Annotated in this window: 12 protein-coding genes; 3 read left to right on the forward strand and 9 right to left on the reverse strand. The window is 64.3% G+C overall.

Going from position 1 to position 12,101, the window contains the following annotated elements; all coding sequences use genetic code 11:
* Positions 1–32: 32 nt before the first annotated feature.
* Positions 33–1,076, forward strand: coding sequence for an ERCC4 domain-containing protein (locus AC5Y4D_RS12260; RefSeq protein WP_500037251.1), 1,044 nt, complete (start codon positions 33–35; stop codon positions 1,074–1,076).
* Here AC5Y4D_RS12260 and AC5Y4D_RS12265 read toward each other — a convergent pair.
* Positions 1,018–2,700, reverse strand: coding sequence for a nuclease-related domain-containing DEAD/DEAH box helicase (locus AC5Y4D_RS12265; protein ID WP_500037252.1), 1,683 nt, complete (start codon positions 2,698–2,700; stop codon positions 1,018–1,020). The two genes, AC5Y4D_RS12260 and AC5Y4D_RS12265, sit on opposite strands and share 59 nt — an antisense overlap.
* Before the next feature lie 22 nt (positions 2,701–2,722).
* Between AC5Y4D_RS12265 and AC5Y4D_RS12270 the strand changes: the two genes are divergently transcribed.
* Positions 2,723–3,037 (forward strand): hypothetical protein, encoded by a 315-nt coding sequence (locus tag AC5Y4D_RS12270; RefSeq protein WP_500037253.1) that lies wholly within the window; start codon positions 2,723–2,725, stop codon positions 3,035–3,037.
* Positions 3,038–3,112: 75 nt separating this feature from the next.
* On the opposite strand, the gene AC5Y4D_RS12275 is transcribed toward AC5Y4D_RS12270, so the two are convergent.
* Together AC5Y4D_RS12275 and AC5Y4D_RS12280 are read right to left on the reverse strand one after the other, a co-directional pair.
* The gene (locus AC5Y4D_RS12275) at positions 3,113–4,576 is read right to left on the reverse strand and encodes an ADP-ribosylglycohydrolase family protein (RefSeq protein WP_500037254.1); all 1,464 of its coding nucleotides are present in this window, start codon (positions 4,574–4,576) and stop codon (positions 3,113–3,115) included.
* A gap of 47 nt (positions 4,577–4,623) precedes the next feature.
* Positions 4,624–5,313 (reverse strand): ankyrin repeat domain-containing protein, encoded by a 690-nt coding sequence (locus AC5Y4D_RS12280; protein WP_500037255.1) that lies wholly within the window; start codon positions 5,311–5,313, stop codon positions 4,624–4,626.
* 268 nt (positions 5,314–5,581) lie between these two features.
* Between AC5Y4D_RS12280 and AC5Y4D_RS12285 the strand changes: the two genes are divergently transcribed.
* Positions 5,582–6,205: a helix-turn-helix transcriptional regulator gene (locus AC5Y4D_RS12285; protein WP_500037256.1), complete on the forward strand. Its 624-nt coding sequence runs from the start codon at positions 5,582–5,584 to the stop codon at positions 6,203–6,205.
* 5 nt (positions 6,206–6,210) lie between these two features.
* Here AC5Y4D_RS12285 and AC5Y4D_RS12290 read toward each other — a convergent pair whose 3' ends face one another.
* From AC5Y4D_RS12290 to AC5Y4D_RS12315, 6 genes are all read right to left on the reverse strand, one after another.
* On the reverse strand, positions 6,211–6,573 hold the full coding sequence (locus AC5Y4D_RS12290) for a hypothetical protein (protein ID WP_500037257.1): 363 nt from the start codon (positions 6,571–6,573) through the stop codon (positions 6,211–6,213).
* Positions 6,570–7,544, reverse strand: a complete 975-nt coding sequence (locus AC5Y4D_RS12295) for an AAA family ATPase (protein WP_500037258.1) — start codon at positions 7,542–7,544, stop codon at positions 6,570–6,572. The genes AC5Y4D_RS12290 and AC5Y4D_RS12295 overlap by 4 nt, the downstream gene beginning before the upstream one ends.
* A 690-nt stretch (positions 7,545–8,234) precedes the next feature.
* On the reverse strand, positions 8,235–9,053 hold the full coding sequence (gene istB, locus AC5Y4D_RS12300; RefSeq protein ID WP_500037259.1) for an IS21-like element helper ATPase IstB: 819 nt from the start codon (positions 9,051–9,053) through the stop codon (positions 8,235–8,237).
* Positions 9,050–10,645: an IS21 family transposase gene (istA, locus tag AC5Y4D_RS12305; protein WP_500037267.1), complete on the reverse strand. Its 1,596-nt coding sequence runs from the start codon at positions 10,643–10,645 to the stop codon at positions 9,050–9,052. The genes istB and istA overlap by 4 nt, the downstream gene beginning before the upstream one ends.
* A gap of 125 nt (positions 10,646–10,770) precedes the next feature.
* Complete coding sequence (locus tag AC5Y4D_RS12310; RefSeq protein ID WP_500037260.1) at positions 10,771–11,637, reverse strand: AAA family ATPase; 867 nt, start codon at positions 11,635–11,637, stop codon at positions 10,771–10,773.
* Positions 11,638–11,700: 63 nt separating this feature from the next.
* Positions 11,701–12,101, reverse strand: a 401-nt coding sequence (locus AC5Y4D_RS12315) for a DUF3427 domain-containing protein (RefSeq protein ID WP_500037261.1), incomplete at its 5' end; no start/stop codon positions are given.

Raw genomic sequence — 12,101 nt, forward strand, 5'->3', positions numbered from 1 at the left:
ACGCATTCACCCCAGTGGCAGACTGTGCGCCTGTGGTGGAGCTGTTGATCGCGGTCAACCCCGTCGAGGATTCGCGGCTGGGGTTTCTGCTCAGAGTCCCGCTTCCTGGCGGCGATCTGTTGTTCCGCACCTCGGGGACGTGGCCGCGGGAGAAGGCCTTGTTCGCCTACCCGGTACCGCTGGATGACTGGCCCGATAATCCGGTGATCGTCGAACGGGTGCCACTGCGGTCGTGCAGTCGGCGCGGTGCGGCGATCGACGTGATCGCCGACCGGTCCCGACACAACCGCTCCCAGCTCGTGTTCACCCAAGCTCGTGGGCGCGACGTGGTGTTCTGGCAGTCGCCGCGCACCCGCAAGCAGGCGCGCCCGAACGTCCGCACCCCGACCGCCCGCGCGCACGGCATCGAGGAGCTGCAGATCGTCGTCGACAGCCACGAGCAGTACGCCTATCGGTTCGCGACCCAGCAGGTCAGCACGGTCAAGCGCGCGCTGCCGTGCGGGGACTACGGGATCGTCGTCGACGATCAGTTGGTCGCCAGCGTGGAACGCAAGTCCTTGGCCGACCTGGTCGGCAGCCTCACCGGAGGCAAGCTGCGCTATCAGGTCGGCGACCTGGCCGCGCTCCCACGGGCAGCGGTTGTCGTCGAGGATCGCTACTCGCAGTTGTTCAGGCTAGAGCATGTCCGACCCGCAGTGGTCGCCGACGGACTCGCCGAACTCCAGATTCGCTGGCCGAACGTACCCATCGTGTTCTGCGAGACGCGACAGCTCGCCGAGGAATGGACCTACCGGTTCCTCGCCGCAGCCAGCGAGTGGGCCAAAACTGAACATGCTGTCGCGCAACGTATCTCACCGGCCAGGATTGATATCGCCCACCTTGACCAGGCGCCGGCGGCACCGACACCGTCCACCTCCGAAGTCCGCGCCTGGGCCCGCAGCACCGGCTTGGCGGTACCCGACCGTGGCCGCCTTCGCCCCGAGATCTGGGCCGCCTGGCACGACACGCATCGAACTTCTAGCTCGACGCAATGCCCAACCGTCGAGCCAGATCCGAACCACCCACGTCGCGAATGAAGCCGGGGTCACCGCAGACCACAAGTTGGTCGCGCGCCCGGGAGAGTCCGACATACAGGCGTTCGCGAGACCGCTCGAAGACGGACTTCTCGTTGACGACGAGCACAACGGCACGACGCTCCAGCCCCTTGAAACCCAGGACGTGCCCATAGAAGACCTGGTCGACATCCCAGAAGCTGTCCCAGTAGGCGGCATTGCCGGCCTGTTGGCGTTCCCGCTGCTCGGGATGCCGGGAACCGGTGGTCAGCAGGGCGACGTCCTCGGGGCGCCAGCCCTGGTCGAGTAGCAGTTCGACTTCGTCGTCGCCCACGTCCATGGCGTCGTCGGTCTGGCAGGCGACGAACTTGACGGCGGGGCCGTCGCCGCCGAGGAAACGCATCGGGTGGTCGACGAGCGGCTGGAAAGCGTTGGCGATCTGCCGGGTGTTGCGCAGGTTGTGGTCGAGGACCAACGGGACAAGCGGTACCGGCGGCGAGCCGTGCCGGCTGAAGACCCGCTGGCCTTCGTCGGAAAAGACGTAGAGTCCGCCGGTCTCGTCGTCCTTCAACGCCGCGAGCAGTGGGTCCCACCACGCGTCGGCGAAGTCTTGCGCCTCGTCGACCACGATCGAGTCGAAGCGTTGATTGGGAGCGAGTTGCGCTGCCAGATCGGTCATTTGGGCGGGGAGGTCGTGCTCCCAGAACTGCACCGTCTCCTCGGTCCGCAGCGACTCGTCCGGGCCCTTCGGCGCACCCCACCGCACCCCGAGATCGTGGAACTCACCGACATACGCCAGCTGGTGACGACGACGCCAATGCGCGGTGATCCGCTCCAGATACGAGGCCAGACCGTGGGAGTAGCAGACCAGGGCGACCCGCTGCCCCTTCGCTGACAGTCTTCTCGCCTGCTCCACCGCGAGGAACGTCTTGCCGCTGCCCGCGCCCCCGCGAATCTCGACTCGGTTCAGCAGCTGGATGGCGTTGAGGATGACGGACTGGTGCTCGGTGAGCGTGTCGGCGGCGTCCTCGTTCGCCAGTGCCCGGGCGACCACGTTGCGTTGCGGCAATCCCCTGCCGCTCAACGCAGTCGAGAGCTGCTCGATTCCCCTGGCCGTGAGCAGGGGACGGTCGAGCTGTTGGCTGCTCAAGATATAGGTGAGTTTGTCCACGAGCGTCGGAAGGTCGTTGCGGTCGACCACTTTCCAGCGCGGGCAGTCGGGCAATGCGAAATCGTCAGAGATTTCGGCATTCGGCAGGACGACGACATGGTCCCAGCGGAGTCGTCCTTGGGACCAGCGGTCGTCGCCTTCCACGAAGGCTCTCAGCGCATAGCAGGCGTCGCGGGCTTGCCGCACCGGGTTGATCTCATGATGGTCGTTGTTGCGGCGCTGTCGCCACGACCTGCCGTCGTGCCAGACCTCGCCGCCCTTGACCTCGACGCAGATGATGCCAGCGCCCTCGATCGCCACGACGAAGTCGACCTCGTGGTCCTTGAGGTGGTCGGTGACGCGTTGGTTCGGGATCACCTGGCTGCTCGGGTCGAGCTGGTCGAGGAGGGTTTGGTAGACCTTGCGCTCGGCGGGGTTGGCCAGGCGGGGCGCGGCGCTGGACGTCGTCGTCACCGACTGCGTTGGGTTATCCCCCATCACACGATTGAACACCGCGAGGGTGACAGATCTCCAAGGTGTGCTGAACCGCGTCGGCTACGTCCGTTTGACGCGGCTGATCGTGATGTCGGGCGTCGAGCACAGCCGACACGTCAGCGGACGGATTCTGAGCCGCATCTTCGACATCCGTAATGCCTTGTTGCAGAACGGATACGAGCACCCGCAGGACAGCGTGACCCACCAGTCCGCCGAATGGTCTGCCTCGTCGCAGAACTTCCGGCAGATGCACGGGATCTCGGTCTCGAAGTCCAGCTCCGACAGGACCTGGAACTCCGGCAGCAGTAAGCACTCCCCGACTGTCACGTTGGAAGGGTAAAGCTGTAGTTGAGACTTTTGGTGGAGGCGCGCTGCGTGCCGCGAGTCGGTTACCGCCTCCCGCCCGGCGCCACCGTCACCGCCCCGCGGCGACTGGCGGGTGCAATCGCCGCAGCGCAGCGCGGAAATCCCGGTTCGGAGATGCTCCCGGCAAGACCGCGACCACATCACGCAACGCCTCGTCGACGTCGACTCCGCTGCGCCGAGCCCCGTACAGCGCCCCGATGGTGGGCGTGCGGCTCTGCGCCTGGACGCAGTGGATAAGCACCGTCCGCCCCTCGGCGCGCAGCTGCTCTATCGCGCGCACCGTGTCCAGCAGGACGAAGTCGAGGTGGTCGTTCTCGGCGTCGCAGTCGATGAGTCGGACATCGAGGTGGTGCGCACCGGCCAGTAACTGAGCATCGGCGACTCGGCACAGCGACACGACCGCGTCGACTCCCGTCGGCAGATCTCGCAAGCCGGCGATCCCGCCGATCCAGACCTTGTCGTCGTAGGGATGCTGGACGGGCCCTCGGACCTCGGGGAACCCCTTGTAGGTGTAGTCGAACGTGTCGGGCTGGCCTTTGTCGACGATGTTCGTCGCCAACTGGACCAGACCACGCGTTCTCAACCCGGGCCAACCCTGCAACAGCAACCGCCATCGGGACGGAACCGCCGATGCCCCGTATGCCGCCCCCAGCAGGCTGCCTGCGATAGCCGCGACGGTATCGGTGTCGTGACCGCCGCGCACCGCAGCCTCCAACGCCAGGCGCAGGTGATCCACTCGGAATGTCTCCGCGGCGGGATTCTCTACCGGCACTTGGGTATTCACGATCGCCGACCAGGCGCCTTGCAGCGCAGCGACCACCCAGCCGTTCTTCGTGGCGAAATGCGACGGCGACGCTGCCTCGGCGTCGTCGAGCCGCGACGACCACAGGTCACGTCGCTCGGCGTCGATGCGGCCCAGACCTTTTCGCACGTCGAGTTTTCCGGTGAGGACGGCGCGCCGGATTGCCAGGCACCACAGCACACAGGCGTCGCCGGCGTCTGGGTCGTAATGCGTCAGCTCGCTCACCGCCCGCGCAGCCTCGACCAGTGCTTGCTCATCGTCGAGATAGGCCAGGGCGACCGGTGCGGTCCGCATCAGCGATCCATTGCCGGCCGTCTTCTTGGTGCGTTGGTGTAGAGCAGCGGACTCTTCCCGTGCGGTATCTGCAGAGATTCCGTGGGCCGCTGCGGCCGTCAACACTGAACGTGTCTGCATGCCCACGTCTGGCGCCGTCTTGGCCCATTCGCACCAGCGCCGCACGATGCGGTCTTGCGCATCCTGGTCTCGCAGATCCGTACCGGTGGCGGCGATCTCGGCGATCGCGATGGCCATCGACGTGTCGTCGGTCCACTCGCCGCGTTTGAAAGATCCCAGGCCACCGCCGATCATGTCTACCGGGGCGTCGGGAGCCAGCGTGGGCTGGCATTCGTAGCCGGCGCCCAGGGCGTCGCCGGCTGCCATGCCGAGCAGTGCGCCGCAGGCGCGATCACGTTGTGCAGTAGTCAAATTCATAGTTTCCTCCTCTAGTTCGGATGTATGGCGAGTCATCGCGCGGGTGGTCAGACGAATCCCTGATCGACCAGGACCGTTCCTTCCGGTGTGACCAGGTGGGTTTGTCCCGACCCTTCGACCAAGCCGCACCAGCTCTTCACTTCGAGTGCTCCGCGTTGCAACTCGATGTGGAAGCCGTATTTGGCGGGCAGCGGGAACCACAGTCGTTGACTGGGCAGCTCGTGCAGGATTTCGACCGGCGGATAGCGCAGAACTTTGCTCAAGTCGCCGTCGTAGATGCGTCCCTGGATGCGGCCGTCGATGAGCTCGGCGAGTCGCGCGTCGAGCGCTCGGATCTGCTGATCCGAAAGCGGTGACCGCGGCGGCTGCAACATCCGCCTCAAGGTCTGTGCCCGGTTGCGCGCGACCGCAACGTCGAACGCGGTGCGCCCTTTGGCGTCCCGCAGCGAGCGGCCTGCACCGCGGTCGAGCAATTCCTGGACCACCGCGGTGGGCGCGCCGTGCCAGGCCGCTTGGTGCAGGACGGTGAACCACGCGGTACCGCCCGGTCGCCACTGGTTGATCACCAGCCAGCTCCACTCGAGGTCGAGCACCTTGATCACCTCGGGCCAGTTGCCGACTTTCGCAGCATCGGCCAAGCGGTGTCCGGCACTGACCAGGTCGTCGGTCATGACGGAGGTGTCCAGCACGCCTTGCCACGGGCTGGCCCCCTGGATGATCTCGTTGTACGACGTCATGCGCACCTCCTTCGGGTTCTCCTCGCTAGGCGAGTTGCTGGTGCCGGCACCGGTTGATGTCGGCAGCTAGTGATTACCGCCGTGCTAGTGCGTGGCGATTGGTAGCAGCGTCAGTGTAGAGCGGGGCACCGACAAGTCGGCGCTGATCCGAATCACGTTCTGTAGAGCGACTACTGAAACTGTTGCTGCTCTGATGCATTTTCTACTGCAATACTACAGTAGCATAGCGCTGCCGACATTCTGCGGTTCAGCAGGATAGACTGCAGCGATGCAGACCGCGGATGACGACTTCGGAGGCACTTTCGCCGAACGCGCGAAGGCGGCGCGCCTACGGGCTGGCCTGACTCAACAACAACTGTCCGACAGATTGGGCCGCGAGACACCGGTCGAGCTCGACACGTCGGCGATAACCCGCATCGAGGCCGGTCAGCGAGAGCCGCGGCTCAGCGAGGCACTCGCCATCTCGCGGATTCTCGGATTCGGGCTGGACAACCTCGCGCCACGCGCAAACCTGCAGTTCTACCTGGACGATGTCGCAAGGTTGATGAAGGAAGGCCGCGCGGCGCTAGTGCAGATGATCCGTTCGGTCGACCCCGTCATGGACTTCGTCCGACGAAATCCGGACTGTCTCGGCGACGACCGGCTCGAGGACCGACTCAGCGCGGTGGTCGACCGGTTTCGCCAAGAGGTCGCGAAGGAGAGCGTCGCCATCACGCGAAGCCGGTCGGATCAGCGATTGAAGCGTCAACTGCTCCGTGCGGTCAGCGAAGGGATCCTCGTCGGAGTCGACGAGTTGCCGCCCGTGCACGAGAAATGGTTCAAAGACGACATCGGTGTGGAGCCTTCGCGGACCGGACGACGGGGCGGACGGCGTCAGGGGTGGCGTCGGTAGCGTTGCTACACCGTGACGTCGACGCCGTCTAATAGCGTTCGCGCCTGACCAACCAAGTGGCGAACCTCTGCCTGCGACGGCTGCAGCTCATACGCGTGGTGATGCACCGCCCGACTCAATGCGTGCCAAATTCTCCTGGCCCGTTCCCCGACCTCGTTTCCCTTCTTGTGCCCCAGCACAACAAGTTTCGACGTAGTCGTAGGTGGCTTCTGCCCCGGCGCGCACCAGGCTGCGCTTTCCTCATCGAGCCAATCCTCGAGCGCCATCCGGGTCAGCAGCGCCGCAGTGCGCGCGGCACGTGGTCCGAGCGCGATCTGGCCGCTCAACAGCTGCTCGGCATATTCGATCAGTTTGGTTCGGGCGATCACGCCGTGCCCTTTGCGAGGTCACCGACAGCGAGTCGCGCATCGTTCACCGCTGACTTATAGTCCGATACCCCTTGATGGACACCCTTGGTGACTACGGTCAACGTGTCTCGCCGGGCCTGCCCGCCGGCCTTCCACTTGTCAACGGCCAGTTGATCATCGGCATTACCAACTAAAGCCAGCGCCAAGCGACGCGTGGTCTTGGTGGCGCTCTCCCAAGTCAGTTCGACGTCTTCGCGAGATCGCCCGTTCGCGAAGGCTTTTGCCGAGTAGGTATCCCATGCAGTGGACTCCAATGCTTCGCGGCACAACGCTGGTATTGCGGACCGCTTGATGTCTTCGGGTACCGCTTCATCGGCCGCGATAGCGTAGGCATCCTCCAACAGGCGGGTTGCCGGCCGCGTCGAATCCACCACGCTTATCGCCGAATTCGTCGCTCGCGTCACTTCGACGATGCGCGCCGGAGCTCGGGAACTGCGGATAGCGGCCGGTAGTCGGTTGTCGTGGGTCATGACGATTACCTGGCGGGTTTCGGCTAGTTCTGTGAGCACATCGAGAAACCCGTCGATCTTGGACGGGTCCATGGCTTGGATCGGATCGTCGAATACCAGGAACCGGAAAGGACTTTCGGGCGACGTTGCGCGCGGAATGAAAATGGCCAGCGCCAGGGCCTGGAGTTCACCTTGGCTCATCACTCCGAAAGCTTCGGTCTCGGATCCGTCGACCTCGGCGTGTAGCACAACTCGCCGAGTCGTCTTCTGTCCTTCGAGCCTGATCGCGCCGAGGGCGACGTTGCTTTCCTGGCGCAGCGCGTCCCAGATCTGCTTCGATTTCTCGGTCAGCGGGTCCAATCGCTCGTTGCGTAGTTGACCGGCGTTGTCCTGCAACCATTTCAGTGCTTCCGCAGCGATTGCACGCTGGGTAGCCACCGCGGCGACTGCTTCGGCCTTGCTGAGCCATTCGGCAAGTTTCACTGCCGCCGGACCCCAGGCGTCCTCGCGAGCCTGAATGAGTTGGGCTGCCTCTTGGGCGAGTTCGGCGTACGCAGCCCGCAGCGGCGGCAGCGTCGTCTTCACATGGTCGACGAGCGCTTGATTGTCGTCGACGGGGAATTCCGCGAAGTCGTCATAGGCCGACCGCGCCGCCTCCAGCGTGCTCAAGTCCGGCGCAGTTAGCGGCGGCCGTGTCACTGAGCGCACCATGCTAAGTACCGCCGACCGAGCTTGCCGGCTCTCGGCCCGGGCTGCGGTCAGGTCTCGAGCGGCGCTCTCGGCACGCTCCAACGCGGCTCGGGCGGCGACGGCCCAATTTCCGTCGAGAACGCCTTGTCCGCAAACCGGGCAAGACTGGTCGCCGTGCTGTTCATGAAACTCCAGACCCGACTCCAAGAGCTGTGCGCGATCAGCGGCCACCGAGTCCGCACGGCTGGCCTCTTGCAGTTCCGCCTGCGCCGCGGACCGTAGGACGGCGAGCTTTGGTTCAGCTTCGTCAGCACTGGGCACGACCAACTGGCGCGCCTGTAACCACGGCGCCGGAAAGTCAGGCGCCGCACCCACGATCAGCGGCCGCACGACATCCAGGTTCGGTTTGCTCTTCTTGATTTGCGTGAGTGCGGTGGCGGCTCGAGAATCCTCGTGCGCACTCAGGATGGGCTTGTGGCAATGTCAACTTGAACTGGCCCCAGTGTGACGGCTCGAGTTGGCCCCACCTGGCGGTCGGGTCTTGCGGGCTTGGGCGAGTCGGTAGGAGGTGCTGCCGGTTTCGATGATCTGCCCGGCGAATGTCAATCGGTCGACGATGGCGGCGCATAGTCGTGGGTCGGTGAATGTCTTGGTCCAGGAGGAGAAGGGTTCGTTGGAGGCGATGGCGATGGCCGCGCGTTCCTCGCGCTCGGTGAGGACTTGGAACAACAGTTCTGCTCCGCGCCGGTCAAGTTGTAAGTAGCCCAATTCATCAACCAGGATCAGGTCGACTCGCCCGTAGTGGTTGATCAGTTTGGTCAGCTGCTTGTCGTCGGCAGCTTCGACGAGTTCGTTGACCAACTTGCTGGCCAGCGTGTAGCGGACCCGGTGGCCAGCTTCGGCGGCCAGGGTGCCCAACGCTATGAGCAGATGCGTTTTGCCGGTACCGGAGTCACCGATCAAACACAACGGGTTTCCTGCCTTCACCCAGGCGCAGGTGGCGAGTTGCCCGATGACGGCCGGGTTGATCGCTGGGTTGGCGTCAAAGGCGAACTCTTCTAGCCGTTTCGGGCGCGGGAACCCAGCATCACGCACACGACGTTGAGCGCGGCGGTGGCTGCGGTCATCGCATTCGGCGATCACCAGCTCGGAGAGAAACCCTAAGTAGGACAAGTGTTCACGCTCGGCGGCGGCGGCGATTTCGGCGAAGCGGTCTCGAATCGTTGGCAGGCGCAGCATCCGACAGCCCTGTTCGATCGCTGCAGTGGCGGCCTGATCGGTGACGCTGCGCCGCGCTGTCATGAGGTCTCTCGCCCGAGCAGGACGTCGTACTGGGCCACCGAGGGCAACGGTCGGGTATCAGCCGGCACAGCGACCGCACGATGCTCGGCCAGCACGACCACACGCGCGGCTCGGTCGGGGTCATCGGGGACAGCCTTGGCGGCCCGGCGTTCGGTGGCCTTGCGTGCTTCTAGCGCAACCACATCGGGGTTGGTGGACCCGACCGCCAGTGCCGCGGTGATGCCGGCGCGCACGTCGAGGCGATCCAGATGGCGGTGCAGCAGCAGCACTTCGACGAGCACTCGTGTACCCATCGCATCACCGTGGGCTTTGCGGGCGGCGACCCAGAATGCTTCGTGCTCGGCGGTGAACACCTTGGCCGCCCGGGCCTGGGCCAGTGCTGTGGCACCAGGCAGGGCGCCGGGCTTGCGTAGCAGGATTTCCAGGTAGTGGTCTAAATCAAGGACTTTGACGCCTTTGCCGACCGCACGCTGGTGGCGGGCCACCACCGTGGTGCGGTGATAGACGACCACTGCCGAGGCCGACAGTTTGACCCGAAGCCGATGGCCGATGAAGCGCGCCGGCACCGAATAGTGATTGCAGCGCACCGCCACTTGGGCATAACGGTCCACTCGGGGCGTCAACGTCAGTGCCGTATCGAAGGATTCGAGTGGCAGCGGGCCCAGCAGCGTCTGTTCGAACGCCCAGTCCTGACCCACACTGCTCGAGCGGTTACCGACCCGGCGGGCGTCATCGGCGTCATCGGCGGCGGCCAGCACTGCGTTGAGTTCGTCGATGGAGTCCACCACGGGCATGGGCACGCAGTGATTGCGACGAAACCGCCCACCCTCGCCTTCCACGCCGCCTTTTTCGTGGCTGCCTTCATGGCCGGGCTGGCAGTACCAGGCTTCGAAACCGTAGTGGCTGCGAAAGGCGATCCAGCGCTCATGCTCCTGCCGAGAGCGCCCGAACAGCACCTTTTTGACCGCGCTGTTGAGGTTGTCATAACGCACCTTGTCCACGGGCACCCCACCGAGGCGGTCAAACCCATACACGTGGCCTTCCAGGAAAGCCTCTTGTCCCTCGGTCAAAAACGCCCGATGCGCCGCGCGCGCCGAATACGACAAGCGCATGGTGAACAGGGTGGTCTTGGTCTTGACCCCGCCCAGGATCACCCACAGGTCATGAAAGTCCACTTCCGCCTCAGCTCCTGGCGGATGGGTCTGGGGCACATAACCCAACTCCACCGGCCGACCAGCCTCGGCCAAGATCTGCCGGCGGCGTTTGCCGACGTAATCGCGCACCGTCGAATACGACAAGTCCACTGCGCCATGCTCATCGACGAGCCGGGCCAAGATACGTCGGGCGGTGTGGCGTTGCTTTTTGGGTGCCTCCAGATCGCTGCGCAGCATCTCATCGATCGCGGACTTGAACCCCTCGAGCCGCGGCGCATTCCGTTCGGGCACTTTGCGTTCCGGCGGGATCGCCGACTCCAGCGCCTGGCGTACCGTGCGTCGGTGCACGTGGTGCTTATCAGCCAGCGCCCGAATCGACATCCCCTCCACCCGATGATCGCGGCGAATCGCCGCAAACTGCTCCACCCGCGCACTCACTTTCCAGTCACCACCCTCGTGATCCGCGATCCGGGCTATCCGGATGCCGACCACGCTGAGGTGGGGCCAAATCAAGCCGTCACAACCGTCGCGGCGTGTCGCAAAGGTGGGGCCAAATCAGACCGTCACACCAACACCCCGCTGCCCAACAGGTGGGGCCACTTCAAGCCGTCCCCCTGGGGCCAATTCAGACTGTCACGGCCACGCTTGAGTACGTCGCTGATCCTCTTCAATTCAATCGAAGGTTCCTTGAGCTTTTTGACCTCCGCATCCAAAAGGCCGATGGCAGTGGTCAATTGCTCAAGACCAAGAAGACGGTAGAGCTGGTCATAGAACTCGCTGGGCTTGCCCTCCAGGATGCTGCTGAGTTCGTCGTAGCTCAGCAGCGGTCGATACATGGTCAGGGCGGTTTCCCAGCCCAACGCAGTGACGGGTTCCTGTTTCTGGCCTTTGCGCTGAACCCATCGCTTCATCTGCTCGACCGGGACGTCACCGGCGGCCCAGTCGACACCGATGGTCGTCGCGCCCGAACCTTCTTCGGCGATGCCGATTCGGATCCGGGCAGGATCGCCGGCATGAAGGTTGCGCCAGTTCTGCGACCACACCACCGGCTTGTCTTTCCACCGCGAGTTGACACCGGTGAGCGCCAGTTCCAACGCTTCGGCAAGTGTCGACTTCCCTGAGCCGTTGCGTCCCGCGATCACCGTGAGGCCGGGACCCGGTTGGAGCGCGACGCTCACCTCCTGCCCGACGCCGCGGAATCCGGAAACCGTGATCGACGCTAGGTAAGCGCCGACCGGTTCTTCTGGTGAATCGTCTGCTGCCGTCAAGCTTTCCGCGATATGCGACGACGCGTCGGCTCCCCCGAGTGCCTCCGACAAGACGTCGGGATCTTCGAGCGCGGCCAGTACCGCGTATTGTGCCGCTTCACTGAGTGAATCGTCGGCGTCGGCCAGCGCCAGCACGTAATTCTTCAGTGTGTCTGTCCCCATGTGTCTCCTCCTTGGTCAGAGACTAGAAGTGCGGTTCGCGCGATCAGCGTCGGTGCGCGTCTGCTAGGCCACGGCTACTGTCGACGCCTGGTACACCTCTGTCGGCATCGGATGACGGAGCTGCCACGTGATCGCCATTGGGCGGTCCCCCTCGTGCGACACGTATTCAGCCGGTCCCAAGAACACATAGGGCGACGCGCCGAGAGCATTGCTCTTGTTTCGGCGCACGAAAAGCAGGATGTGGGAACCTCGCTCACGATGATGGATGTACCGCTGCCCCGTCGGCGACATTGAAGAGGTGGTCGATTGAGACTCCCAATGGAATAACTTCGGACTCAGGGCGAAGTCGCGGTACATCGTCGTCGGCGAATAATCACGATCTGATTTGTTCAAAGTGATCAAGAACGCATCGGCGTTGACCTCCTCACACCAGGCCACTCCTTCGCGCATCGTGCTGGGCGTGC

Source organism: Mycobacterium sp. NGS67 (genome assembly GCF_059812185.1).

Bases quoted from the DNA above. Each gene is read 5' to 3' on its own strand.
- AC5Y4D_RS12265 (WP_500037252.1), bottom strand. From the start codon at position 2,700: ATGGGGGATAACCCAACGCAGTCGGTGACGACGACGTCCAGCGCCGCG.
- AC5Y4D_RS12275 (WP_500037254.1), bottom strand. From the start codon at position 4,576: ATGAATTTGACTACTGCACAACGTGATCGCGCCTGCGGCGCACTGCTC.
- AC5Y4D_RS12280 (WP_500037255.1), bottom strand. From the start codon at position 5,313: ATGACGTCGTACAACGAGATCATCCAGGGGGCCAGCCCGTGGCAAGGC.
- AC5Y4D_RS12285 (WP_500037256.1), top strand. From the start codon at position 5,582: ATGCAGACCGCGGATGACGACTTCGGAGGCACTTTCGCCGAACGCGCG.
- istB (WP_500037259.1), bottom strand. From the start codon at position 9,053: ATGACAGCGCGGCGCAGCGTCACCGATCAGGCCGCCACTGCAGCGATC.
- AC5Y4D_RS12310 (WP_500037260.1), bottom strand. From the start codon at position 11,637: ATGGGGACAGACACACTGAAGAATTACGTGCTGGCGCTGGCCGACGCC.